The organism is Cyanobium sp. ATX 6F1, from assembly GCF_024346315.1.
Classification (GTDB): domain Bacteria; phylum Cyanobacteriota; class Cyanobacteriia; order PCC-6307; family Cyanobiaceae; genus ATX-6F1.
Genome location: NZ_JAGQCS010000006.1, coordinates 129,032 through 153,520, shown reverse-complemented (window position 1 = coordinate 153,520; position 24,489 = coordinate 129,032). Strand labels below are relative to the sequence as shown.

Here is a 24,489-nt window from a genome sequence, read left to right as displayed (position 1 = left end):
CAGCGAAAGAGAGACATTCTCCAGCCGCTGTCCTGCCGCAGCTGGTCTGCCCGGGGCGTGCCTGGCACAGCAATCAGCCAAGGAACGGATCCAGGAAGCTCAGCGGCCTGGCCATGGTTGGTGAGAAGCCGAGGATGCCACGGTCGAGGTGGCAGAAGAGCACGGTGTCGTCGGCCTCCAGCAGGAAGGTGCCGCCCCGTTGGGTGAGGAAGTCGTCGCGGGGCACATAGGTGCGCCAGTGGCCCAGCACTTCGGCCATGTTGCGCAGCCGCACCGTGGCCAGCTCAAACGGGCGCTGGAACCCCGTACCGCCGGCCTTCGCAAAAAAGGAGCCCTTGATCGGCGGCAGGGGGCCCGCCTGGATCGTCTCGTCGTCGCCGATGCGCTGGGGCGCGCTGCGATCGCCGGTGTAACCGCGCAGCACCTCGGCCAGGGTGCCGGGGGAGCCGATGCCGGCGCACATCAACAACAGATTCGGCCAAGGCCCGCCGATTTGCTGCAATCCCCCGTAGAGCCCCAGGGCCCGATGCAGGTGGGGGTCGGGATCCACCAGGAGTCGTTCGAGCGGAAAGCCGGTGAACGCGCAGAAGCGCTGACGGCCTTGCTCGTCGCCGATGCCGATCGCCAGCACGTTGATGCCGGCAGCCTCCAGCTGCGGCAGCACAGGCGCAAGGGCCTGGGCGTATTCGAGGCTGTCGAAATCCCCCAGCTGGCTCAGCAGCACCACCAGCCGGCGGCGGCCCTTTCCCATCCCCTCCACCTCCGCCAGCCGCTCAAGCAGCGCAGCGGCTGCCATCGGCCTTGCCCCGGCGCCAGCAGGACCTGTGGTGGACTCGCCGGTGGACTCCGTATTGGACTCTGGGGTGGACACGGGGATCGCGGCGGTCATGGTGCGTCCATGCTGGCGCGGTGGCGGCGGCGATCCGACAGCCTGGAGATCACCCTGGAGAACCCTGGTTGCCCCCCGATCCCGCCACCATTCAGCCCTTGCCGATCACGCCAGCTGTGAGCGGCGTGCTCGAAACCCTCTCCTTCCTTCGTGATCCGGATTTCGCCCGCTCCCGCTTCGAGCGCTACGGCGATGTGTACGGCACCACCCTTCTGGGGCAGCGCACCGTGTTCATCCGGGGGGAGAAGGCGATCAACGACCTATTCGCCCAGGGCGATGCCGTCGAGGGCTGGTGGCCGGACAGTGTGCGCAAGCTGCTGGGGCCCCTGTCGCTGGCCAACCGCAACGGCGTCGATCACAAGGCCCGTCGTCGGGTGGTGGGCCAGCTGTTCGCTTCCTCTGCACTCAAGCGCTACAGCCCGGCGATCGTGGCGCTGGTCGATGCGCTCAGCGGGGAGCTGCTCGGCGGCGCATCGCCCGTGGCCCTGGTGCCCAAACTGAGACGCTTCGCCTTCAGCGTGATCGCCAGCACGGTGCTGGGGCTCGATCCCGTCGATCGCGAGGCCCTGTTCGTGGATTTCGAAACCTGGTGCCAGGGCCTCTTTTCCCTCCCCTACGCCCTGCCCGGCAGTCCTTACGCCAGGGCGCTTCAGGCCCGCCAACGGCTGCTGCGACGCCTGGGCGCCGTGCTTAAGAAGGCCCAGAGCGCCGCTGCCGCCGGAGCGCCCCTGGCCGCCGGCGGGCTCGATCTGCTGGCCGGTGGCCTCGATGAAGCCGGTCTTCCCCTGGGCGATGACGACGTGGCCGAGCAGCTGTTGCTGCTGCTGTTCGCCGGTTACGAAACCACCGCCTCTTCCCTGAGCTGCCTGCTGCTAAGCCTGCTGCAACATCCAGCCGAGCTGACCTGGCTGCAGCAGGAACTCGACGGCTTGCCCTGGCCTCCAGCGCCAGGGGAGGCCGTGACCGCCTTCGACGCGATCCGAGCCCCGCGTCTCGATGCGGTGGTGAAAGAAGTGATGCGGCTCACCCCGCCGGTGGGGGGCTTCTTCCGCCGCACCCGGGATCCGATCGCCCTGGCGGGTGTGCTGGTGCCGGCTGATCGGGTGGTGCAGGTGAGCATCACCGCCAGCCACCGGGATGGAAGCGGCAGCGAGGATCTGGAGGTGTTCCGGCCCCAGCGTCACCTGGCCGGCGAGCGCACCGTCACCCTGCTGCCCTACGGAGGTGGTGAACGGGTCTGCCTGGGCAAGGCGCTGGCCGAGCTGGAGATCCGCCTGCTGGCGGTGGGGCTGCTCAAACAGCTGAGCTTGGCGCTGGAGCCGGATCAGGACCTGACGCTCAGCCTCATCCCCAGCCCTTCGCCGAAGCAGGGCCTTCTGGTGCGCCCGCGGCGCCGTGCCAGCGCTGCCGATCGCGTGGGGGCGACGTGAGCGACGCCGGCGCCACCCGGCACATCCTGCTCACCGGGGGCAGCTCCGGCATCGGCCTGGAGGCAGCGGTCCTGCTGCTCCAGGCCGGTCACCGCCTCACCCTGCCCTGCCGGAATGCCGCCGCCGCCACGGGCCTGCGCCAGCGCCTGGGCGGCCAGCTCCAGACCCCCGTCTGTGATCTGGCCGATCTGAGCAGCCTCGAGCGCTGCGCTGAATCCCTGCTGGCGGCAGGCGAACCGATCGACACGTTGGTGCTCAACGCCGGCCTGCAATACAGCGGCGGGGCCGAGCCCCGCTGGTCAGCCCAGGGGTTTGAACTCACCATCGCGGTGAACCACCTGGCCCACCAGGCCCTGCTGCAGCGGCTGCTGCCCCTGCTGCTGCGGGGCACGGCACCGCGGCTGGTGGTCACGGCCTCGGAAGTGCATGACCCCAGCAGCGCCGGGGGGAAGGTGGGCCCAGCGGCCGGCCTGGGCGATCTGGCTGGGCTGCGCCAGGGGCCTGGGGCGCCGATGCTGGATGGCAGCGCCCGCTTCCATGCCGAGAAGGCCTACAAAGACAGCAAGCTTTGCAACCTGCTGATGGCGCGGGAGCTGGAGCGGCGGCTGCGGGAGCAAGGCACGCCCGTGCCGGTGCTCGCCTGGAGCCCGGGGCTGGTGATCCCGCGCAGTGATGGCGGCTTCTTCCGCTACAGCCGCCGCCAGAACCCCGTGGCTCAGGCTCTGTTCGCCCTGGTCGCCCGCGACCTGTTGCGGCTCACCGAAACGCCCCAGAGGGCTGGCGCCCTGCTGGCCGGTCTGGCCACCGCCTCAGAGCCGGCACCCATTGGCTTCCAGTACTGGAGCAACCGGGTGCTGGGCCCAGGCCGGCGGCGCTTCGAGGCCAGTGAACCCAGCGCCGAAGCCTGCTCAGACCAACTGGCCCGTCAGCTCTGGGATCTCAGCGCCCAGCAGCTGGCCCTGGCACCCGAGCAGGGCTTCGCTCAGCAGCAGGCCATCGACTGAATCCTTCGGCTGCCCCGAGGCCAGCCCGATCCGCCCGGCTGCGGCCTGGACGTCACATGCGTTTGCATTCCGCAATGATCTGTTACAATTCACTCATCTCAGCTAAGGCCCCCATGACCCAAGCCACCGCCACTGCCCCCACCTCGACTGCCCCCACCGCCCTTGATCGCGCCTCCATCCGCGGCGCCACCGTGACCACCGAAGACGGCGGCCGCCTGAACGCCTTCGCCACCGAGCCCCGCATGGAAGTGGTGAGTGCCGAGAGCGGCTGGGGCTTCCACGAGCGCGCCGAGAAGCTCAACGGCCGCATGGCCATGCTCGGCTTCATTGCCCTGCTGGCGACTGAATTGGCCATGGGCGGCGAAGCCTTCACCCGCGGTCTGCTGGGCCTCGGCTGAATCCTCTCCTCAACGTTCAAAACCAACCAATCAACCAATCACGGCCCAACGCCATGGAAGATTCCCTTTCCCTTACCAGAGCCTTTGCGGTTGAAGCTCACTCACGGGCGATCGACAGCTGCAACGAACTCGAAGACCTCCGCGAAGTGGCCAAATCACTGCTGAGGGCCTGGCAGCTTCAGGCCATGTTCAGCGAGATGTACGGAGCGCAGGCGCTCGGAATCCAGCGCCCCTGAACGCTGAGATGGGGCTGGCTGTCAGCGGCCACCCAAGAGATCACTGAGCTGTCGGTGGGGCTCTTTATCTTTCGGCTGGATATCTAGATCCTTCACTTTGACAGCAGCGGGCAGGCTCAACTCGTTGATTATCTGATCGATGATTGATCAGGATTTGCAGCCCTTCCCCTTCCTGCCCTAGGCAACCACTTCCAGCCAAGTTGCTTGCCGTGAGCTCTCGAAGTGAGGATTTTTACCAGTGGGCACCCGTGGTTTTGGCGACTTGGTCAGCTTGGAGCGGTGATCGGAGCTGATTCAACGGTGAAAGCAAAACCCTGGCGGGCCAGCAGCCTCTACAGGTGTGAATGAAGAATCGTTCCAACGACCTTCGATCGAACCCAGGCGTGGCTGGTACGGTTTCTTCATCGCTCGCACCGATCAATCCATGGACCAAGAAGACACCAAAACCCCCACGGCCCTTGATCGCGCCACCATCCGGGGCGCCACCGTCACCACCGAGGACGGCGGTCGCCTCAATGCCTTCGCCACCGAACCGCGCATGGAAGTGGTGAGTGCAGATCGTGGCTGGGGTTTTCACGAACGCGCCGAGAAGCTCAACGGCCGCCTCGCCATGCTCGGCTTCATCGCCCTGCTGATCACCGAATACGCCCGAGGCGGCGAGGCCTTCACCCGCAGCATCCTGGGACTTGGCTGATCCGATTTCCAGGCCGGGTCCAACGGGCTCTGGGCCTGGCGGGATTGCCGCCATGAATGCTGTTATCACGCCGCCGCTCACCGAGGCGACGCTCAAGGCCCTGTTCACCAAGCCCTATGGGGCTCCGGGGCCCAGCGCGGAGCAATGGCGGGCCATCTACGACGAGTCGGTCCATTTCCAGGACCCAACCCAGGAGAAGCGCGGCATCGAGGCCTACATCGCTGCCCAGGAGGGACTGATGCGCCGCTGCGATGACGTCTTCCTGGCCCCCGGTGCCGTGGCGCTCAGCGGCGAAACGGCCTTCGTGGAGTGGACGATGGGCCTGAAGATCAAGGGGATCGAGTTCATCTATCCCGGCACCACCCGCCTCCGCATCGGTGAGGGCGGCAAGATCGTCGAGCATCGCGACTATTTCGATTTCGTTGGTCCCACCTTTGAACCGGTGCCGGTGGTGGGTGGCTTCGTGCGCTGGCTGTACCGGCGGTTCGTGGCTTGATGAAGGCGGCAGGAGCGGTTCCTCCCATCACCTGCAACACAACTTCATCACCAAGTGTGTTTGTTGTTCTCCACATCCGGCCTGCCAACGGCACCGTTGAGCAAGCATTGTCGGTCAATCGAAGAGTCGGGAGGTTCCAATCTTGCTGCACACCATCCCCTTGCTCGCCGCCACCTGTCTGCTGGGATTCGCGGTGCTGCAATTTCTGTTCAGCTCCGGTTCATAGCCAACATCGTTGGCCTGAGGCCCAAACCGTTGGGTGATGAACGGTTTTGTGTGGTTTTGTCTCAAGCAGTGGATCCGATTGCGTTATCCCTCGGCTCCTTCGATTCGCTCTGACGAGCTACAACGAGCACTGGCGATTCAGCGGCCTGGCGACTGGGTGATTCTCGACGCCCGCACGGCTGCTGAATTCAATGTCAGCCACCTCCCAGGCGCGGTACTCCTCGCGGATGGGGGAGAGCTCCTGGGCCTCGCCCCCTCGAAGGAAGCAAGCCTGGAGCAGCCGATCGTGGTCTGCTGTTCGGTGGGGTTGCGCAGCGCCGCCGTGGTGAACGAGCTTCAGCAGCGGGGCTTTCGCAGGGCCGTGAATCTCGAGGGAGGGCTGTTTGAATGGGTCAACCACGGGCATCAACTGGTGCAGGGGGGCCGACCCACCACTGAGGTGCATCCGTTCCATCGCTTCTGGGGTCTGCTCCTGAAGCCACGCCGATGAACGGCAGCCCCTCAGAGCCCTCATCAGCTCTCAATCGGGCGGCCCAAGCCTGAGGGGTCCTGGCATGGCGCCGCTGTCGATCATCATTCCCACCTTGAACGAGGCCGCGAGCCTGGGCCGCACCCTGGCAACTGTGCGTGCCCTCGATCCACCGGCGCTCGAGGTGCTGGTGGTGGATGGCGGCAGCGACGACGCCACCCTGGCGATCGCCAGCGCGGCGGGCGTGTCGGTCTGCCCCTGGGCAACGGCGGGCCGGGCGATCCAGATGAATGAAGGCGCCCGCCAGGCGCGCGGCGACCTGCTCTGCTTTCTGCATGCCGACACCCTCGTGCCCTGTGATCTGGTGGCGATGGCGGAGCGGGTGCTGGCGGACCGGACAACGGCCGGGGCGGGCTTCGTGTCGCTGATGCGTGGCGACGCCACCACCCGCTGGGGGATTTCGGCCCTGAACCTGCTCAAGACCCATCTGGCGCCCCTGCTGTTTCGCCCCCACCTGTATCTGCGCGGGCTGCGCCTGCTGTTCGGCGATCAGGTGATGATCTGCCGCCGCCAGACCTTCTGGGAGGTCGGTGGCTTCAACGAAACCCTGCCGCTCCTGGAGGACGGTGATCTCTGTCTGCGGCTGGTGCAGCGGGGCCGCCTCCGGCTGATCAACCGGGTGGTGATCAGTTCCGACCGGCGGGTGCAGCGCTGGGGAGCGGCCAAGGCCGCTGCGATCTATCTCTCGATCGGCGTGCTCTGGGGTCTGGGGATGCCACCGGCGCGCCTGAAGCGCTTCTACGAGGACATCCGCTGATTCAGGCTCCAGTCGTAGGTCATAAAGGCGATTCGGGGTTCATGAACCGGTGGCGATAGGCCGCGCAGGTGGGGAAGGATGTAGGCGGGCAGCGACGGGGCCACCGCCAGGAAATCAGCCTCGTACCACTTGAAAATCTTGCTGCAATACAGAACGCCCCCCTCAGGATCGAATCGCACCTTGGCGGGGTTGTTGATGAAGCGGATCATGTCCTCCTCCAGTTGCTCCTCCACCCGCTCCGGTGTGTAGGCCTCGGAGCGCAGCAGCGGACAACCCACGGAGGCGCAGACGATCGCGAAGTGAAGCCGGGGATCACCGCTGAGCTGGCGCAGCATCCTGTTCTCGATCTGCGCCAGGCTGAAACGATCACGGCCGAGGCGATACACGCGCCGCTGGAAGAAGCGCAGGAAAGCGATCCAGTTCGGCAGGCCCATCAGGGTCGGGCGGATCGAGCGGATCGGATAGGCCGACAGCACCGCCTCGATGGTGAAGGCGTTGTAGAGGTTGATCCAGTGGGCGAGGTGATCCTCACGGCCGTGGGTCTCGGCGGATTGCTGGGCCAGCCAGCGGGCGAGGGTCTGGGGGTCGTGGGTGCTCCAGGCCTGGTAATCCACCCGGCCGGCCCGGTCCACGTAGTGGTGGAGGAGCTGATCCCAGGTGAGGAGGTCGTTCATCGCTCGGCAGGGGTGGTGGAGTGAACCAGTTGGCTGCGGGGCCACCGAAGAGGCAACACTTCTTTCCTTGTTCGACGTGGCGGTGAGGTCCGTGAGCGCTGAGGAGGCGTACTGCCGGTTGATCGAAGTAGGGCTCAGAGATGGAAGAGCCAACCATCCCTTCCTGTTTCCCTGAGCCCCAGGGAATGTTGGCAGAGTGACGGCCGTCAGCTACTGCTCATCAATCGCCTAGCGGTGAGCCGGGCGAGGCCGACAAGCTTTGACCCAGCAGGCGCCGAGGGGGCTGAAACTCCTGTTCACCCCAGTGGGGATGGTGCTGACAGGCAGATCGATTTGCCGTCGTGACACCATGGTCTAACAGCTTGAGGAATGAATCAGCTCGCGGGCGGCCTCACCTGAATTCGTTGAGGCAAGAGGTCTGCGATCAACCGTGGTAGGGCTCAAGATCGCCCGGTCGGCGCAACATCTTGTCCACCTCGTCGAGGTGAAGTTCCTCCAGCACGATCATCTCCCTTGCATACTCCTCCATCAGCACGGAATGTTCTTCGGCAAGGGAGAGTAGCTCGTAATAGGCCTTGAGTGCCTCTTTTTCGTGCTCCATGCTCTCTCTCAGGATGTCGCCGATGTCGTGCTTCTGGGTCTCCAGCAGTGAACCGATCTGAAGGGATGGATGCCCTCCCAGCAGCGTCACCATCTCACCGGCCTTGTGGGCATGAACCAGTCCCTCCTCCGCGTTGCCCTTGAGCCAGGACACAATCGGAATGCGGTTGTAGCCGTACACCATCAGGGCGTAATGGGTGTATTTCACCACCCCAGCCAGTTCAAGCTCCAGGATGTGATTAAGCGCATGAATCATCGACGCCTTCACCGTGGCTTCGATCGTCTGCATGGTTCGTTCTCCCTTTTGATCTGATGCAATCCTCACTTCACCCTACGTGGCACCCAGGGCCCTCCAAGCGTGCGCTGCACAGCACAGCCGCTCGCCCCGGCCAAGCCGCAGAGACGGCTCATCAAAAGAAGAAACGGGTCTTCAGGACGTCGGCGTGATGCCTGCGTTCCTTCATCTCCACCACTTCCACCAGGGCCTTCGGGTCGGCTTGTTATGGCTGCCGTCGCACAGGGGAAAGCGGCGGGAGCGGCCGCAACCGCACACCTGCACGGTGCCCGGCTCCGCCAGCAGAACCTCACGGGCGATCAGGCCGGTGCCGAGGTGGGCGCCGTCGCAGATCCAGCCCCGGCGGCTGCGGCCGCAGCTGCACAGAAACGTGCGGCCCGCGGGCAACTCCAGGGCCTGGGGGCCTGGGGCGGAGGAATCGGGCTCTGGATTCACCTCAGGGCCCTGTGATCAACGCCGGATCACAGTCTTCCAGAGGCAGATCCCGTCGGGCACGCGGGTGATGCTGGGCAGCCCTCATATGGCGCTCAAGGCCACGGTGTGCTCCGAGAGATGGTGCAGCGGCGTCTGGCGGGATCGGCCTTCGCTGAGAGCTGGTATGGCACCCCGGCGGTGGTGGAGCATTGGTGGGCGCTGGCTGAGGGAGCCCCTCAGCGCTGCAGCCACCAGCGCAGCAGCGACAGGGCAAGGATCAGGCCGATGCCGGCGTTCCAGATCAGCGAGGGCCGCTCGGACAGTCGCCGCAGCCAGGGTGGCAGGCGCCCCTGCCAACGCTGAAGCAGCAAGGTGGCGATCAACAACAGGGCCACCGGTAGTCCAACGGCCAGCACCAGATCCCGCGCCACGCCCCCTCCGCTCAGGCCATCAATCACCGTATCAACCGCCCGCCAGCCATCAGTAGGCATCAGCCAAGCCATGGCGACCTTCCAAGACATCGCCCTGACCTCCCAGGGCCGGCGCGATCACGTGGGCAGGCGCAGAAAACGATCCAACGGCTTCAAGAGCCTTTACAATTACTTCAAGTTTCGCAACTTCTTTTCCCCCATGGCCCCCGATTCCCCTGCTCCCCGCTTCGGTTTCGTTGCCTTCGCCGAAACCTGGAATGGCCGTCTGGCCATGCTGGGCTTCGTGATCGGGCTCGGCACCGAGCTCCTCACCGGCCAGAGCATCCTGGCCCAGATCGGTCTCGGCTGATCCAACCTGGCCGATGCTGCAGCGGTAACGCCTCAGGACCATGGAGCATGCACTCGTTTTCGTCCTGGCACCCCAGGACTCCCTGCCGGGTGACGAGGTCACCTGGGACGACCTCCTGGCGGCTCAACTCCAGGGCGTCGGCAGTGGTTCGGCCCTGCGGATGTTCCGGGTTCCTGCGGATGTCGATCACAGCCTCGAGGCCCTGGTGGGTTCGGGCCATGCCAACGCCAGTGGAGACGATCCCTTCCTCCCATTGGTTCCGGCGCCAGAACCAGGGGTTTCAGAGCAGCGTCGCCTGATCTGCGATGCCTTGATTCCGCACCTCGACACCACAGCTCTGTGGCTTGGGGCCTACGAACTCCGGGGATCGGCCTGGACTGATCCGAGCCCTGAACAATCGCCTCGAATCGAGATCGAGGAGATCTCCTGCCTCGATCAGGTTTCCTTAGGGGAAATCGCCCACGAAACCTGCTGGTTCTATCCCACCGAGAACGGCGACTATCTCTGCTGGGAGAACCAGCGAAAACTTGAACTCAAGCCCGGCTATCCGGTCGAGGCCCATCAGGGGCAACAACCGATCGTCTACGACCGGGGAGACATGCGCTTGCTCTGGTCACTCATGGCCAATGATCAGGAGCTCACCTGCGTGGGACTCACATACCAGCGACGCCGGATTGAATGGCCGATCGCGTTGGCCGAGCCTGAACGATCCGTCACCTGGACCTCCTTCAGCGTGGATGACATGGGCGAGGAAAGCTATCGGGAACGATCGAGCTTCACCGTGTGCCCAGAAGGCAAGCCTTGACTCAGGAGGGAAGCTCGTAAAGCTGCTCAAGCCGCTCGCGGCCGAGGTCGACATAGAGCACTTCCTCCCCGGGAGCGGGGGCTTCGGGGTGGCGTTGACGGGGGCTGGGGGGGCTGGAGGCAGCGCGAAGGTTCTGGGTCATCAAGGCGAAGGCGCCCCCAGCGATCACCGCAAAACTGAACATGTAAACGATGGGAAACAGGGCGTCGAGCATGGGGAACGGTCTTTTGATCAGCCTAATGTAACGGATTGTGAACCGTGACCCCGGGCGGCCCTGGGCCCTGGGTTAAGGCGCTGGCTTTTCAGCAACCACGGCGAAGAACGGATCCCCGTGCCCCCCAAGCCAGCCCAACGGGCCCTCGGCCCGGGTGGCTTCGGCGATCAGCTGGGGGGAAGGCCAGCCCTGCGCCTGGAGCACCCGGCTCACGTAGGCCAGGTGATCCCGATCGCTGCCATCGGTCCACACTCGCGGGGCCTTCTGGGCGAACATCCGGTTGGAGAAGGCCACGATCGCCTGTCCGCCGGGGCCCACGATCCGCAGCAGCTCGGCGGCCAGATGTTCGGGCTGCTGCAGGTACTGCCAGCCGGCCACGATCAACACAGCGTCCACGCTGGAATCCTCCAGGGGCAGCCGTTGGCTGAGGTTGAGGTTTTGCACCCAATGGCGATCCAGACGTGGGTTGGCCGCCAGTTCGGCTGGGTTGAGCCCATGGCCAATCACCTCCTGGTAGCTGATGTCCTCCGGCAGGTGGCTCACCCAGCTGCTCATCAGATCGAGCACCACGGCACCTGGTGGAATCCTCTCCCGGTAGAGGGCCGTGAGCCGCTGGCGGAAGGCACCGTCAAGGTGATGGACGAAGCGGGGCTCGGCATAGAAGTCGGCATCGTCGGAGCCGTCCAGCTTGCGGCGCTCCGACTCACCCAGCACAAGGACCACCATCACCGCCTGCGATCAGATCTCAGGGCCATGGTGGCGAGTCAACGGGGCCCTCGGTGACGATCGTGGCAACAGCCGGCCCTGGCCCCCTTTGGGGTGGCCCATCAGGGCACCTGGGCGCTGAACAGGGCGGCAGCGGAGCGATCAACGTCCCATCACCGACCGGTTTCATCGACGATCCCAACCCCGTCTGCGACCGGGTGGGCGCGCTCGCCGTGGGCATGGGCCCGCACCAACAGCGCCCGCACCAGCAGTGCCCCCGCCAGCAGCAGCAGCAGCGGAGCGTCACCCCAGCGGTCGTAGGGGGTGAGGCCGCCCAGGGGCTGCAGCTCCATCACGCCGGTGCGGGCACGGCCGGGGGCCAGGCGCGAGCGCACCCGGCCCTGGGCATCCACCACCAGCGAGGGGCCGGTGTTGGCCGAGCTCACCAGCCAGCGGCCGGTTTCGATCGCCCGCAGGCGGGCGAGGGCCACGAACTGCTCCTGCAGCTGGGCGGGGTAGGGATCGAGGTTGGCGCTGGCCAGGAGCCAGCCGGCTCCGCCGCGCACGGCGCCGGCCAGGGCGGCCCCATCGCTGAGCTCGTAGCAGATGGCCACCCCAACCGCCCCCACGGGGCCATTGCCCTGAGCCGCCAGCAGCCGCGAGGGGGACCCCGGCGTCACGCCGCCCACGGCCGAAAGCCCCGCCCAACGCCACCACTCAGCGAACGGCACCCACTCCCCCAGGGGCACCAGGCGGTGCTTGTCGACCCAGTGCTCGGGCAGCGACTCGCCCGGGGAAAAGCGCAGCAGGCTGCTGCGCAGCTGCTCGCCGGCGTAGCGGAAGCCCCCGCCCAGCACCACCGAACCGGCCGGGAGCGGCAGGGTTTCTCCGGGGGGCAGGGCCCCCTCCGGCAACAGCAACGCATCGGCGCGGCGCTGGCCGGCCTCCCGCTGGGCCATGGCCAGCAGATCGAGCAGTCGCTGCTGCTGAGTGACCCGAAATTTTTCGCGAGTGGGGATCGCCGGCTGCAGCACCAGAAGCCGCAGCGGCGGCAGGGCCTCACCCGCCGCCTGAGCCGTGCCCGCCCCCCCGGCACGGGCAAGCGCCAGCGCCCCGGCCAGGTGGAGCGCCAGCACCAGGGCCCCCAGCAGCGCCCAACGCCGCCGGGCTGGGCCCTGCCGCACCAGGGCCCGCGCCAGGGCCCAACCGATCAGCAGCTGGGCGCTCGCCACCAGGGCACTCCCCCCCAGGGCCGCCAGCCCCGCCAGGGCCGGATCCCCCGGCAGCGCCGCTCCCCCCAGGCCCATCCAGAACAGGGGCCCTTTCGCCAACAGTGTCTCGGCCAGCCCCCAGAGCAGCGCGCCGATCAGGGCCGTGCTGAGGCGCTCGATCCCCAGCCGCCCCACCAACAGCCTCCAGAGGCCCACCAGCAGCCCCCCCAGCAGGCCAAGGGCGATCCACAATCCCGTCACGAGTGGCAGGCTCAGGGGCCCCGGCACCCCCACCCAGTCGAGCGGGTGCAACCACAGCAGCCAGCGGTGGGAGGCCAGCACCGCCCCCAGGCCCCAGAGGAACCCCAGCAGGAAAGGCCGCGGGCGATGGCCCTGGGGTGCGACCCACAGGCGCACCAGCGCCAGCCAGAGCAGCGGCGGAAACCCCACCGGCGGCAGGGCCACACCGGCCAGCAACCCTGCCCCCAGGGCGGTGAGCCACCACACGTGCCGGTCATTGCCCATCGCCAGGGAGGGTAGGAAGCGTCAGGGTCGAAAGGGCATCTGTCCCCTTCAACCACCCACCCAACGGCCATGGATCGCGACAACGTTCTCCAGCAACTGCTGCTGCGGGGCCTGGGAACCACCTCCCTGGTGGCGGATCGCCTGCGGCAGGTCACCCAGGACTGGGTCAGCAGCGGACGGCTGGACCCCTCCCAGGCCGCCACCCTGGTGGACGCGGTGCTCACGGGGCTGCGGGGGGAGGACCCGGAGGTGCAGAAGCAGGTGGAGCGCGACCTGGAGCGCAACCTCGATCACTTCCTTCAGGACGTCGGTCTGGCTCGCCAGAAGGAAGTCGATGAGCTGCGGGGCCGCATCGACCGCCTGGAGCAACTCCTGCGCAGCCGCCCGGAGCTGCGCGAGATCCCCGATTGATCGGCTGCCCTGAGCTGACTGGCAGAATCGGGCCCTCCTGCAACGGGCCCTGGCCATGCGCGACATCCTGATCAGTTCCGGCGTCTGCATGGTCTGCCTGCTGCTCGCCTTGGTGAGCCAGCTGGTGGCCCCCACGACGGTCAACGCCAGCGCCATCAACCCTGGTGCCCTCGGGAGTGGTGATCTCCAGCAGGCCGTCGTCCGCAGCTCCACGGCCCAGGCCAGCGGCGGCGCCCCGGCCAGCCCAGCACAACCGGCCCTGGGGAGCTTCGAGCTCGACCCCAACGACCCCAACCCCACCCTGTTCACCATGGCCACTGAACCCAGCTCCAGCCCCGAGAACGCAGCCGAGCTCGCCCAGGCCGGTGCCCTCGGCGGCGACCTCACCGCCGCCAAGGAGCGCGTCACCCCCAGCGGCCTGCGGATCACCGATCTGGTCGTGGGCAGCGGCGCCGAAGCGGTCTCCGGCCAGACCGTGCTGGTGAACTACCGGGGCACCCTGCCCGATGGCAGGGAGTTCGACAGCAGCTACAGCCGCAACCAACCGTTCAGCTTTCCCCTCGGCGGTGGCCGGGTGATCCAGGGCTGGGACGAGGGTGTGGCCGGCATGAAGGTGGGCGGCAAGCGCAAACTCGTGATCCCCCCCGATCTGGCCTACGGCGAGCGCGGCGCCGGCGGCGTGATCCCCCCCAACGCCACCTTGATCTTCGAAGTGGAGCTGGTGCGCGTCGGCGGCTGATCCCCTCCGGGGTCACCCGGGAGCGGCCAACGCCGTCGTTACAGTGGCCTCTCAATCTGGAACAGCTCCGATTTCATGGCTCACACGCTGCCCGCGCTGCCCTACGACCTCGACGCGCTCGAGCCCCACATCTCCCGCCAGACGCTGGAGTTTCACCACGGCAAGCACCACGCCACCTACGTCAACAACCTCAACAACCTCGTGGTCGGCACCGATTTGGAGGCCAAGAGCCTGGAGGAGGTGATCCTTGCCGTGGCCGGGGATGCCGCCAAGGCGGGCGTCTTCAACAATGCTGCCCAGGTCTGGAACCACAGCTTCTACTGGCAAAGCATCAAGCCCGGCGGCGGCGGTGCGCCCACAGGCGCCCTGGCCGAAAAGATCAACGCTGATTTCGGCAGCTTCGAGGCCTTCGTGGAGGCCTTCAAGGCCGCGGGTGCCACCCAGTTCGGCAGCGGCTGGGCCTGGTTGGTGCTCGATGGCGGCACCCTCAAGGTCACCAAGACCGCCAACGCCGACCTGCCCCTGGCCCACGGCCAGAAGGCCCTGCTGACCATGGATGTCTGGGAGCACGCCTACTACCTCGACTACCAGAACCGCCGTCCCGACTACATGGCCACCTTCCTCGACAAGCTGGTGAACTGGGATTTCGTGGCCGCCAACCTGGCCGCCGCCTGATCCATCCCTGATCGCTACCCCTCGGCCCCCGGAGACCCCGGGGGCTTTTTCATGGCCTCACGGCCTGGCCACCGGCAGCACCGCCTGCGGCGGAATCCACATCGCATCGCCGTAGGAGAAGAAGCGGTAGCCCTGGGCGATCGCCTCGCCGTAGAGCGCCAGCAGCCGCTCGCGGCCCAGCAGCGCACTGACCAGAAGCAACAGCGACGAGCGCGGCAGGTGGAAGTTGGTGAGCAAGCCCTGCACCACCTGGAAGCGGAACCCCGGCTGAATCACCAGGTTCACCGGGCCCATGAACGGCACCAGGGTGCCCCCGTGCAGGGCGGCCACCCCCTCCAGGGCGCGCACGCTGGTGGTGCCGATCGCGATCAGCCGCCCGCCTTGGGCGCGGCAGCGCTCCACAGCGTCCACCAGCTCGGGGCGCAGCTCCACCCACTCGCTGTGCAACTCCAAATCGGTGAGGTCCTCCTGCTCCACGGGCCGAAACGTGCCCAGCCCCACATGCAGGGTGAGCCGCGCGATCGTCACCCCCTTCGCCGCCAGGGCCGCCAGCAGCTCATCGCTGAGGTGCAGGCCGGCGGTGGGGGCCGCCACCGCCCCGGGCCGCGCGGCGTAACGGGTCTGGTAGCGGGTCTGGTCTGCGGCGTCGTGCTCGTGGATGTAGGGGGGCAGCGGCATGGTGCCGTAGCGCTCCAGCAGCCCTTCGATCCGCTCGGCGCTGGTGCACTCCGGCGGAAAGCGGACCACCCGGCCGCCACTGGCCTCGTCCACCGCCACCACCGGCAGCTCCAGGGGGGGCTGGCCGGCGGCCTCCAGCTGCAACACCTCCCCGGGGCGCAGGCGCTTGGCGGGGCGGGCCAGGCAGAGCCAGCAGCTATCCTCCCCCTCGCCGATGCTCCGCTGGTGCCAGGGCTGCAGCACCAGCAGCTCCACCACCCCGCCGCTGGCACGCCGGGCGCTGAGGCGGGCCTGGAGCACCCGCGTGTCGTTGACCACCAGCAGATCGCCGGGCTCCAGCTCGTGCTGCAGGTCCCAGACCGTGAGCCCCCGGGCCAGGGGCCCGCTGGAGCCGATCGGCTCCACCGCCAGCAGGCGGGCGGCATGGCGGGGTTCCACCGGCCGCTGGGCGATGGCGCTCTCCGGCAGCTCGAACCCATAACTCGACAGGCTCAGGTCCGCCGCGAGCGAGTCACCCGGGCCCATGGCGCTCAGAGGGCCAGGCTTTCAGGGTTGGTCTCGATCAGGCGGGCCAGATCCTGGAGGAAGGCGGCGGCGTGGGTGCCGTAGATCACCCGGTGGTCGGCGGTGAGGTTCACCTGCATCTGCCGGCGCACGGCAATCGAGCCGTCCTTGAGCGCCACCACCACGGGCCGCGAGGCGGCCACCGCCAGGATCGCGCCGGTGCCGGGGGGGAGGATCGCATCGAAGCGATCGACCCCGAACATGCCGAGGTTGGAGAGCGTGAAGCTACCGGTGCTGTATTCGTCGGGCTTGAGCTGCTTGGTGCGCGCCCGGGCCACCAGGTCGGCCCAGTTGCGCGAGAGGGCATAGAGATCGGTGCGATCGGCGGCCGCCAGCACCGGTGTCACCAGGCCGCCGTCGTCCATGGCCACAGCCACGGCCACGTTGATGGCCGCCGGATAGGCCATGCCCGTGGGGCTGTTGGCGGCATTGAGCTGGGGGTGGCGGGCGAGGGTGAGCGCCACCGCCTTGGCCAGCAGGGCGGTCATCGTGACGCCCTTGGGTTTCACCTGCTTATAAAAAGCGTCGAGCTTGTCGGTGGTGATCGTGTAGCCCACCCGGAAGGTGGGGGCCTCGAGGCTGGCCAGCATCGAGCGGTTGACCGCCTGCTGCAGGGTGTTGAAGGCCACCGTCTCGCCGGGGGCGCCGAAGCTCTGGCCGGCCGGGGCCGGGGCTGTTGCGGCGCCGTTGGAGCCGGGAGCGCCCGGGGGCGCCAGCGCGGCGGGGGCGGTGCCTTCCGCCACCCGGGGCACGCTCACGGCCCGCCCAGCAGCCAGCTCAACGTCTTCAGCCTGAACACGGCCGCCGGGGCCGCTGCCGCGCAGACCCGCCAGGGCCACCCCCAGCTGGGAGGCGAGCTTCCGGGCCCGGGGGGTGGCCACCAGACGGCCGTCACCATTGGCGGGCGCCGGCACGGCAGGGGTGACCACAGGGGCAGGGGCTGCCACGGCCACAGGCGCTGCAACGGAGGCCGGGGCTGGCGCTGCGGCCAAAGGAGCGGGCACGGCAGCGGCGGGAGCAGTCGGCGCTGCGGGAGCGGCCGCCATGGGGGCGGCGGGCGCCGAGGCCGCCACCGCCGCGATCTCGGCCTCGGTTTCGACGATCAAGCCGATGGTCTCGCCCACGGGCGCGGTGCCGCCGGCGGGCAGCAGCACAGTGGCCAGAAAGCCCTCCTCAAACGACTCGACATCCATGTCGGCCTTGTCGGATTCGACCACCAGCACCGATTCACCCCGGGCCACCGGGTCGCCGGGCTTCTTCAGCCACTCCACGATCTTGCCCTCCGTCATCGTGGAGCTGAGGGCGGGCATGAAGATTTCGTGGGTCGCCAAAGTCTTTGTCCTTACTGGTGTTTGAAGGGACGTTCCAACCGTTGTTCCAACCTTTCACCAACGGCAAAAGGTGGTTCACAGCAGAAGATTGATTGATTTTATGACGGGACCAGGTGCCCGTGAAGCCCCAAAAGCCGATTGAAGGGTGCCACCTACTCAGACCATCAAGAGCGTTCCTGATCTGACAGACCGAATTCCAACGCACCTCATACGATTAGCGGATGGGGGTCAGAGATGCCACAGATGAAGCGACACATGAACCTGAGAGGTCAAAACCTACTTTTCCGCTGCCTTGAGACTGGTTTAATCACCACCGCCCCTGCACTTACCCGCTACCAAAAGGGGCGAGGCAACGATCCCTTAAGGCGAGAGTTTGTAGAAGAGAGACCCTCCAACTGGGTCAAGGGGATACCGACAACTATCTGTGAGCACTGCGGGAAGGTGATCAAGGGAAACCCGTGGGGGTTCCAACAACGCCAGCAGACCAAGCGATGTCTGAGGTCTCAGGAATCCAGAGCGGCGTAAATCCCCAGATCGTCTTCGCAGTCTTGTAGCAACGCCTGGAAGCCTTCCAGCAAAACCCTCACCCGTGGGGATTTCTCTGGATGCGCCGATGCCTCCAGGGCAAGTGCAGTTACGCCTGTGCCTATGGCGTCGAGGGTAAGCAGGGTGTCATGCAGCAGTTCCAGTGTGATCGCCGATGTGGTGAGAGGTGCCATGGGTTCGGGAAGAGCACTACCCCCTAAGTATTCCCACGGGCGGACAGGAGGCAGGAAACAGGGGTCTGATCGGGCAAAAACCAGTCGGAAACGGCAAAATGGGTAGATACCGTCAGTGACCCTTGAGCGACTCAGCAAGCTTTGCGACTGATCTGAGCGAAGAGGACGACCTAGAAGACGACCTGGGGGATCTGCTGCTGGAGGTGCTTCCAGGGGACGGCAGCACGATTGGGAACCTTTCAGCAAGAGAAGCACTGGGTCGGGCAGCGGAGCGCCAGATAGATGAAGAGGAATACACAACAGTCAAAGACCGCTTGGTGGGTCTGGGTCTGATCCTCAAAGGACAAGGGAGAGGAGGAACCATTCGCCTTGCAGAAGGCATTGAGGGCGGTGGTCGTTATGAGGCATCCGCTGCTCCCAGTGGCAACGGTCGAGGCAAAGCGAAGAAGGAAACACCCGCCAAGGATTTCAAAGCAGTGCTCTGGGCGAGTGCCGACAAACTGCGGGCACAGATGGATGCGGCGGAATACAAGCATTTGGTTCTGGGGCTGATCTTCCTCAAATACATCTCAGACACCTTTGTCGAGCAGCAGCAAAAGGTGCTGGTGATGGTGAGCGACCCAGAATCGGACAACTACGTAGGAGACGACCCAGCAGAGCAGCAAGCATCACTGGAGGATCGCGACTACTACACCCAAGAAAACGTGTTCTGGGTGCCTGCTGATGCTCGCTGGGAATCACTACGAGCAAAGGCAAAGCAACCTGAGATCGGGCAACTGATCGACAAGGCACTGGTCGCCATCGAGAACGAGAACCCAACACTGCGGGGCAAGTTAGATAAGCGATTTGGTGCCGCTCAACTAGAACCAGGACGCATGGGCGAACTGGTGGATCTGATCTCCACCATCGGTTTTGGAGATAGCAAGAAATCAGGAGACATACTGGGAGAGGTCTACTCTTACTTTCTTGGTCTGTTTGCACTCGCAGAAGGCAAAAAAGGTGGTGAGTTTTTAACTCCTCCATCTGGGGTCAAACTTCTTGTTGCCGTCTTGGCACCACATCGGGGCAGAGTGTATGACCCCTGCTGTGGAACAGGCGGAATGTTTGTCTACAGCGAAGAGTTTGTTGAATCGCACGGTGGCAGACGAGATGATATTTCGATTTACGGACAGGAGAGCAATCCAACAACCTGGCGATTGGCGGCAATGAATCTGGCGATTCGTGGTTTCGCCGCCGACTTGGGGCAAGAACCTGCAGACACGTTCTCAAGAGATCAATACCCTGATCTCAAATTTGATTATATAATGGCAAACCCGCCTTTCAATATCTCCGATTGGGGAGGCGAAAAATACGAAATTGATCCCCGCTGGAAGTTTGGACGCCCACCAGCCGGTAATGCCAACTATGGATGGTTACAACACATCCTCTGGAAACTGCGACCAGGGGGACAAGCAGGGGTCATTCTTGCCAATGGATCAATGAGTTCCAATCAGAGTGGAGAGGGGCAGATAAGAGAAGCGATGGTGCGGGGCGATGTGGTGGAAGCAATGGTGGCAATGCCCAGTCAGTTGTTTTTCAATACTCAGATTCCTGCCTGCATCTGGTTCCTGTCGAACGACAAGACCCAGCGTGGTCGTGATCGAAGGGGCGAGACCTTGTTTATTGATGCTCGCAAGATGGGAACAATGGAAACACGGGTCAACCGTGTGCTGACGGATGAGGATATTGACAAGATTGCTGCTGCCGTTCACGCCTGGCGTGGCAATGGCGAGGTGACTGATACTTATGAGGATGTTGCTGGGTTCTGCTACAGCGCCAAGTTAGGAGAGATTGAAAAGAATGGTTTTGTGCTCACGCCTGGGCGTTATGTGGGAGCAGCAGATGTTGAAGTCGATGGCGAGGCATTTGAGGAGAAGATGAAGCGCCTCACTCGTCTGCTGAAGCAGCAACAGGAAGAAGGGGCAAGGTTGGATCAGCAGATTGCTGAGAACCTCAGGAGGTTGGGATATGAGTTCTGACTATCCTCAAGTATCAATAAGTAGTGTCGCCAGAGTCAGGTCAGGTTTTGCCTTCAAAAGCAGTGACTGGCAGAGCACTGGGATTCCAGTGGTGAAGATAGCGAACGTGAAAGAAGGGCGCCTTGAGATGGATGGATGCTCATATGTCTCAGAAGTTGTCGCACATCAAGCAAGAGACTTCCTGCTTGAGCAGGGAGACATATTGATATCAATGACAGGATATGTTGGAGATGTAGCGAGAGTGCGAGAAGCGGATACGCCTTGTGCCTTGAACCAGAGAGTGGGGAGGTTTCATTCTTACAACAAAGCACTAATAGACCCCTCCTTCCTTTTCTTTCACCTCAAGAGCAAAGAGGTGCGAAGCGAGATCGAGCAGAAAGCGTATGGGTCTGCTCAACCGAATATAAGCGCAGGCGGCATCGAAGAAACATCCATACACCTTCCAGAACTATGGATTCAGCAAGCAATCGCTCATATCCTCGGCACCCTCGACGATAAGATCGAACTCAACCGCAAGACCAACGAAACCTTGGAGGCGATGGCAAAGGCGCTCTTCAAGTCGTGGTTTGTGGATTTCGATCCAGTAAGAGCAAAGGCAGAAGGTCGCCCGACTGGATTACCTGATGAGATCAGCGACCTATTCGCAGATTCATTTGAGGATTCGGAACTGGGTGAAATTCCGAGTGGGTGGAAGATTCAGTCAGCAGGTAATCAATACCAGATATCTATTGGCAAAACTCCTCCAAGGAAAGAGGCGCATTGGTTTTCGTGTGGTCACCTTGATGTTCCGTGGTTGTCAATCCGAGATCTTGGCGAGGCAGGCGTATTTGCTTACAGAGCATCGGAATGCCTGACCAGAGAAGCGGTAGAAAGATTCAATGTCAAGGTCGTTCCAGCGAATACGGTTATCGTTAGTTTCAAACTCACCGTAGGAAGGGTTGCAATCACTGCTTGTGAGATGCTCACGAATGAAGCGATTGCTCATTTCTCTCCCCTGAGATCTGAGGCGGGGTTTGAATACACATACTGCTTGCTGTCTCAATATGATTACCACTCTCTTGGCAGCACATCCTCTATCGCTACAGCGGTAAACTCGCAAATACTCAGAGATATGCCGCTTCTTACCCCAAGCGGTGACATTGTAAGAGCATTCTGCGATACCACTACCTCCCTATTCTCATCCATCAAGATCTGCCAGAAAGAAACCCAGCATCTCAGTGATTTGCGTGATGCCCTCCTCCCCAAACTCATCTCAGGTGAAATCCGAATCCCTGATGCTGAGCGAATGCTTGAGGAGATGAGCATCTGATGGCACTGATCACAGAAGACCATCTGGAGCAGCAGTGCCTTGAGTGGTTCAAGGATCTGGGATACAAACACGTCTTTGCCCCCCAACTCGACAGCGACGGCAGAACCCCAGAACGATCCGACTTTCGCCAGGTCGTCCTCCAGGGGCGACTGCGTTCAGCACTGAAGCGCCTGAACCCTGATGTTCCTGCGGGAACCATCGAAGTCGCGGTGCTTCAACTGGCGAACCCCAACGTGCCTGGTCTACTGGCATCAAACCGCAACTTCCACCGCTGGATGACCCAGGGATTACCCATCACCTATATGGATGGGAACCAGCAGGTGGGGATCCGCCTCAAGGTGATCGGGTTTGATGACCCTGCTGCCAATGACTGGTTGGCGGTGAATCAGTTGGCGATCCAAGGCACGAAGCACAACCGCCGCCCTGATGTGGTGGTCTACCTCAACGGTCTCCCTCTGGCGGTGATCGAACTGAAGAACCCTGCCGATGAGAAGGCAGACATCTGGGCAGCGTTCAACCAACTCCAGACCTACAAAACCGACATCCCCGACCTGTTCACGCCCAATGTGCTGCTGGTGATCAGCGATGGCATTCAGGCAAGAGCAGGTTCATTGAGTGCTGATCGGGAACGGTTCCAGCGATGGCGCACCATTTCAGGGGAGAACGACCTCGATCCATTAGGTGCTCACCGTGATCTGGAGACCTTGGTGCGGGGGATGTTTGAGCGGGGGCGGTTCCTGGATTTCATTCGCTCCTTCTGCCTGTTCGAAGAAGACGGGCAGATCATCAAAAAGGTTGCTGCCTACCACCAGTTCCACGCTGTCAGGGCGGCAGTCGAGCAGGTGGTGAAGGCAAGCAGACCTGATGGCGACAAGAAGGGAGGCGTCGTCTGGCACACCCAGGGCGCTGGCAAAAGCATCGAGATGGCGTGTCTGGCAGGCAAGTTGCTCACTGACCCTCGCCTTGAGAACCCCACCCTGGTGATGGTCACCGACCGCCAGGATCTGGATGGTCAGTTGTTTGGGGTCTTCTCAGGTGCTGGTGATCTACTGGGCGAGAACCCTCAGCAGGCAGACAGTCGCCAGGAACTGAGGGATCTGCTCGCCAACCGACCCAGTGGTGGCATCATCTTCACCACCATTCAGAAGTTCGCTGCTGAATCTGGGGAAGACCGTTTTCCCACCCTGAGCGAGCGCCGCAACATCGTGGTGATCTGCGATGAGGCACACCGCACCCAATACGGGTTCAAGGCACGGTTCGATGCCAAGACAGGGGAAATCAAATACGGAATGGCAAAGGCACTCAGAGATGCCTTGCCCCAGGCGACCTTCCTTGCCTTTACGGGCACTCCCATCTCCCAGGAAGATCGAGACACCCAAGCGGTCTTTGGGCACTACGTCTCCATCTACGACATTCAGCAGGCAGTGGAAGACGGTGCCACGGTGCCGATCTACTACGAATCACGCCTGGCAAAACTGGCGCTCAAGGATCCACTGCTGCCCCAGGTGGATGAGCAGGTGGATGACCTCTTCTCAGATGAAGACGACATTCCTGCTGCTGAACGGGCAAAAAGCAGGTGGGCAGCACTGGAGGCACTGGTGGGTGCTGAACCTCGCCTGAAGCAGGTGGCAGCAGATTTGATCACCCACTTTGAGCAGCGATCCAAAACCCAACCAGGGAAGGCGCTTGGTGTGCTGATGAGTCGAGACATCTGTGCTCGCCTCTATGCCGCCATCGTTGCCCTACGCCCCGAATGGCACGACGACGATCCCAAGAAAGGAGCGATCAAGGTGGTGATGACGGCATCGGCATCTGATGAACCTCACCTTCAACCGCATCACACCAGCAAGCAGCAAAAAAAAGATCTGGAGAAACGGTTCAAGGATCCTGCTGACCCATTGAGGATCGTGCTGGTGCGGGATATGTGGTTGACGGGGTTCGATGCTCCGTGCCTGGCGACGATGTATGTGGATAAACCGATGAAGGGGGCAAACCTGGCGCAGGCGATTGCCAGGGTCAACAGGGTTTTCAAAGACAAACCAGGCGGTCTGGTGGTCGATTACATCGGCATCGCACCGCAACTCAAGGAAGCACTGGCGACCTACACCGCTGCCAAGGGCAAGGGTGCTCCAACAATCGACACCAGTGAGGTGCTGCGAATCCTCAAGGAAAAACTTCAGGTTGCCAAAGATCTGCTCCACCCAATCGACTGGAGTGGATTCAGGGATCCAAAGACGGCGATGGAACTCCTGCCCATCAGTTTGGATCACATCCTCGCAATATCTGATGGCAAGAAGCGATATTGCGACACGGTGCTATCGATGACCAAAGCATTTGCTCTTTGCGGCACTACTGATGAAGCATTGGCACTTGATCAGGAGGTCGCATTTCTTCAGGCGATAAGAGCACCGCTGATCAAGGGAGAAGACATTCTTGGCGGCAATGGTGCCCCCAAGAATGTTGATTTTGAGTTGCGGCAACTGATGTCACAGGCACTTGTCGCAGATGGAATCACCGATGTTTTCAAGGTGGCAGGTCTTGAAAAACCAGACATCAGCATCCTGTCGGATTCATTCCTGGCAGAAGTCAGCAAGATCCCCCAGAAGAACTTGGCAGTAGAACTGCTTCAGCGGTTGCTAAGAGAAGAGGTCTCTACACGCTTCAAGACCAATGTGGTCAAGCAGAAGCGATTTAGCGAACTGCTCCAGGCATCACTGAACAAATACACCAACCGCTCAATCGAAGCAGCACAGGTGATCGAAGAACTGATTGCGATGGCAAAGCAGTTCCGTGATGAGGCAGAAAGAGTTGCGGCAATGGGTCTATCGACTGCTGAGATTGCTTTCTATGACGCCCTGGGGAACAACCAATCAGCACACGACCTGATGGGTGATGAGGTGCTGATGAAGATGGCACGGGAACTGGCAGAAAAACTTAGGGGTAATCTCAGCATTGATTGGCAATACAAGGAGAACGTTCGGGCACGACTGCGAACGATGATCAAGGCACTTCTCAAGCGATATAAGTATCCACCCGATCAAGAGGCATCAGCGATTGACCTGGTTCTACAGCAGACCGAAATGATTTCCGAAGAGTGGTCAAGGGAAGACCTCGGCAAGAAGATTGAAACAGTGGACGCTGATGCCTTGGAAAAGTAGTTCTGA

General features: G+C 63.3%; 26 protein-coding genes. 15 read left to right on the top strand and 11 right to left on the bottom strand.

Going from position 1 to position 24,489, the window contains the following annotated elements; translation table 11 throughout:
- Positions 1–73: 73 nt before the first annotated feature.
- Positions 74–751, bottom strand: a complete 678-nt coding sequence (locus KBZ13_RS10850; RefSeq protein ID WP_255009126.1) for a peroxiredoxin-like family protein — start codon at positions 749–751, stop codon at positions 74–76.
- 206 nt (positions 752–957) lie between these two features.
- On the opposite strand from KBZ13_RS10850, the gene KBZ13_RS10845 reads away from it, so the two are divergent.
- The 7 genes from KBZ13_RS10845 (at position 958) to KBZ13_RS10815 (ending at position 6,658) form a co-directional block, all read left to right on the top strand.
- Positions 958–2,319, top strand: coding sequence for a cytochrome P450 (locus KBZ13_RS10845; RefSeq protein ID WP_255009017.1), 1,362 nt, complete (start codon positions 958–960; stop codon positions 2,317–2,319).
- Positions 2,316–3,323, top strand: a complete 1,008-nt coding sequence (locus KBZ13_RS10840; RefSeq protein ID WP_255009016.1) for an SDR family NAD(P)-dependent oxidoreductase — start codon at positions 2,316–2,318, stop codon at positions 3,321–3,323. Before KBZ13_RS10845 ends, KBZ13_RS10840 begins: the two co-directional genes overlap by 4 nt.
- A gap of 113 nt (positions 3,324–3,436) precedes the next feature.
- Positions 3,437–3,721, top strand: coding sequence for a high light inducible protein (locus KBZ13_RS10835; protein ID WP_255009015.1), 285 nt, complete (start codon positions 3,437–3,439; stop codon positions 3,719–3,721).
- A 660-nt stretch (positions 3,722–4,381) separates the two neighbouring features.
- Entirely contained in the window at positions 4,382–4,651 is a 270-nt protein-coding gene (locus tag KBZ13_RS10830) for a high light inducible protein (RefSeq protein ID WP_255009014.1), read from the top strand.
- A 52-nt stretch (positions 4,652–4,703) separates the two neighbouring features.
- Positions 4,704–5,147: a nuclear transport factor 2 family protein gene (locus tag KBZ13_RS10825; protein WP_255009013.1), complete on the top strand. Its 444-nt coding sequence runs from the start codon at positions 4,704–4,706 to the stop codon at positions 5,145–5,147.
- Between the two features lie 262 nt (positions 5,148–5,409).
- Entirely contained in the window at positions 5,410–5,862 is a 453-nt protein-coding gene (locus KBZ13_RS10820; protein ID WP_255009012.1) for a rhodanese-like domain-containing protein, read from the top strand.
- A gap of 64 nt (positions 5,863–5,926) precedes the next feature.
- Positions 5,927–6,658, top strand: coding sequence for a TIGR04283 family arsenosugar biosynthesis glycosyltransferase (locus KBZ13_RS10815; protein WP_255009010.1), 732 nt, complete (start codon positions 5,927–5,929; stop codon positions 6,656–6,658).
- Here the strand turns inward: KBZ13_RS10815 and KBZ13_RS10810 are convergent.
- From KBZ13_RS10810 to KBZ13_RS10795, 4 genes are all read right to left on the bottom strand, one after another.
- Entirely contained in the window at positions 6,640–7,332 is a 693-nt protein-coding gene (locus KBZ13_RS10810) for a DUF547 domain-containing protein (protein WP_255009008.1), read from the bottom strand. The two genes, KBZ13_RS10815 and KBZ13_RS10810, sit on opposite strands and share 19 nt — an antisense overlap.
- A 424-nt stretch (positions 7,333–7,756) precedes the next feature.
- Positions 7,757–8,221, bottom strand: coding sequence for a bacterioferritin (locus KBZ13_RS10805; protein WP_255009006.1), 465 nt, complete (start codon positions 8,219–8,221; stop codon positions 7,757–7,759).
- Positions 8,222–8,392: 171 nt separating this feature from the next.
- The gene (locus KBZ13_RS10800) at positions 8,393–8,662 is read right to left on the bottom strand and encodes a CDGSH iron-sulfur domain-containing protein (RefSeq protein ID WP_255009003.1); all 270 of its coding nucleotides are present in this window, start codon (positions 8,660–8,662) and stop codon (positions 8,393–8,395) included.
- 215 nt (positions 8,663–8,877) lie between these two features.
- On the bottom strand, positions 8,878–9,144 hold the full coding sequence (locus KBZ13_RS10795) for a hypothetical protein (protein ID WP_255009002.1): 267 nt from the start codon (positions 9,142–9,144) through the stop codon (positions 8,878–8,880).
- A 127-nt stretch (positions 9,145–9,271) separates the two neighbouring features.
- Here KBZ13_RS10795 and KBZ13_RS10790 point away from each other — a divergent pair, with 127 nt between their 5' ends.
- Together KBZ13_RS10790 and KBZ13_RS10785 are read left to right on the top strand one after the other, a co-directional pair.
- Positions 9,272–9,421 (top strand): high light inducible protein, encoded by a 150-nt coding sequence (locus KBZ13_RS10790; RefSeq protein ID WP_255009124.1) that lies wholly within the window; start codon positions 9,272–9,274, stop codon positions 9,419–9,421.
- 40 nt (positions 9,422–9,461) lie between these two features.
- Positions 9,462–10,226, top strand: a complete 765-nt coding sequence (locus KBZ13_RS10785) for a hypothetical protein (protein ID WP_255009000.1) — start codon at positions 9,462–9,464, stop codon at positions 10,224–10,226.
- A 1-nt stretch (position 10,227) separates the two neighbouring features.
- Here KBZ13_RS10785 and KBZ13_RS10780 read toward each other — a convergent pair whose 3' ends face one another.
- The 3 genes from KBZ13_RS10780 to KBZ13_RS10770 all read right to left on the bottom strand — a co-directional run bounded on the left by KBZ13_RS10780 (position 10,228) and on the right by KBZ13_RS10770 (position 12,881).
- Positions 10,228–10,440, bottom strand: a complete 213-nt coding sequence (locus tag KBZ13_RS10780) for a hypothetical protein (protein WP_255008999.1) — start codon at positions 10,438–10,440, stop codon at positions 10,228–10,230.
- A gap of 72 nt (positions 10,441–10,512) precedes the next feature.
- Positions 10,513–11,166, bottom strand: coding sequence for a class I SAM-dependent methyltransferase (locus KBZ13_RS10775; protein WP_255008997.1), 654 nt, complete (start codon positions 11,164–11,166; stop codon positions 10,513–10,515).
- A 152-nt stretch (positions 11,167–11,318) separates the two neighbouring features.
- Positions 11,319–12,881: an apolipoprotein N-acyltransferase gene (locus KBZ13_RS10770; RefSeq protein WP_255008995.1), complete on the bottom strand. Its 1,563-nt coding sequence runs from the start codon at positions 12,879–12,881 to the stop codon at positions 11,319–11,321.
- 69 nt (positions 12,882–12,950) lie between these two features.
- Here KBZ13_RS10770 and KBZ13_RS10765 point away from each other — a divergent pair, with 69 nt between their 5' ends.
- The 3 genes from KBZ13_RS10765 (at position 12,951) to KBZ13_RS10755 (ending at position 14,706) form a co-directional block, all read left to right on the top strand.
- Entirely contained in the window at positions 12,951–13,292 is a 342-nt protein-coding gene (locus tag KBZ13_RS10765) for a phasin family protein (RefSeq protein ID WP_255008993.1), read from the top strand.
- A 55-nt stretch (positions 13,293–13,347) separates the two neighbouring features.
- Entirely contained in the window at positions 13,348–14,031 is a 684-nt protein-coding gene (locus tag KBZ13_RS10760) for an FKBP-type peptidyl-prolyl cis-trans isomerase (protein WP_255008991.1), read from the top strand.
- A 75-nt stretch (positions 14,032–14,106) separates the two neighbouring features.
- Entirely contained in the window at positions 14,107–14,706 is a 600-nt protein-coding gene (locus KBZ13_RS10755; protein ID WP_255008989.1) for a superoxide dismutase, read from the top strand.
- Between the two features lie 57 nt (positions 14,707–14,763).
- On the opposite strand, the gene queA is transcribed toward KBZ13_RS10755, so the two are convergent.
- The 3 genes from queA to KBZ13_RS10740 all read right to left on the bottom strand — a co-directional run bounded on the left by queA (position 14,764) and on the right by KBZ13_RS10740 (position 17,998).
- Positions 14,764–15,909, bottom strand: coding sequence for a tRNA preQ1(34) S-adenosylmethionine ribosyltransferase-isomerase QueA (gene queA / locus KBZ13_RS10750; protein WP_255008988.1), 1,146 nt, complete (start codon positions 15,907–15,909; stop codon positions 14,764–14,766).
- Positions 15,910–15,914: 5 nt separating this feature from the next.
- Entirely contained in the window at positions 15,915–17,279 is a 1,365-nt protein-coding gene (locus KBZ13_RS10745) for a dihydrolipoamide acetyltransferase family protein (protein WP_255008986.1), read from the bottom strand.
- 503 nt (positions 17,280–17,782) lie between these two features.
- A complete protein-coding gene (locus KBZ13_RS10740) occupies positions 17,783–17,998 on the bottom strand; it encodes a hypothetical protein (protein ID WP_255008984.1) in 216 nt (71 codons plus the stop codon).
- 122 nt (positions 17,999–18,120) lie between these two features.
- Here KBZ13_RS10740 and KBZ13_RS10735 point away from each other — a divergent pair, with 122 nt between their 5' ends.
- Genes KBZ13_RS10735 through KBZ13_RS10725 form a run of 3 tightly spaced genes read left to right on the top strand, consistent with a single transcriptional unit; the run spans position 18,121 to position 24,483 of the window.
- Positions 18,121–20,016 carry a type I restriction-modification system subunit M gene (locus tag KBZ13_RS10735; protein ID WP_255008983.1) on the top strand — a complete coding sequence of 632 codons (1,896 nt, stop codon included), beginning with the start codon at positions 18,121–18,123 and terminating at the stop codon, positions 20,014–20,016.
- Positions 20,006–21,325: a restriction endonuclease subunit S gene (locus KBZ13_RS10730; protein WP_255008981.1), complete on the top strand. Its 1,320-nt coding sequence runs from the start codon at positions 20,006–20,008 to the stop codon at positions 21,323–21,325. The genes KBZ13_RS10735 and KBZ13_RS10730 overlap by 11 nt, the downstream gene beginning before the upstream one ends.
- Positions 21,325–24,483 carry a type I restriction endonuclease subunit R gene (locus KBZ13_RS10725; RefSeq protein WP_255008980.1) on the top strand — a complete coding sequence of 1,053 codons (3,159 nt, stop codon included), beginning with the start codon at positions 21,325–21,327 and terminating at the stop codon, positions 24,481–24,483. Before KBZ13_RS10730 ends, KBZ13_RS10725 begins: the two co-directional genes overlap by 1 nt.
- The last annotated feature ends 6 nt before the right edge of the window (positions 24,484–24,489 follow it).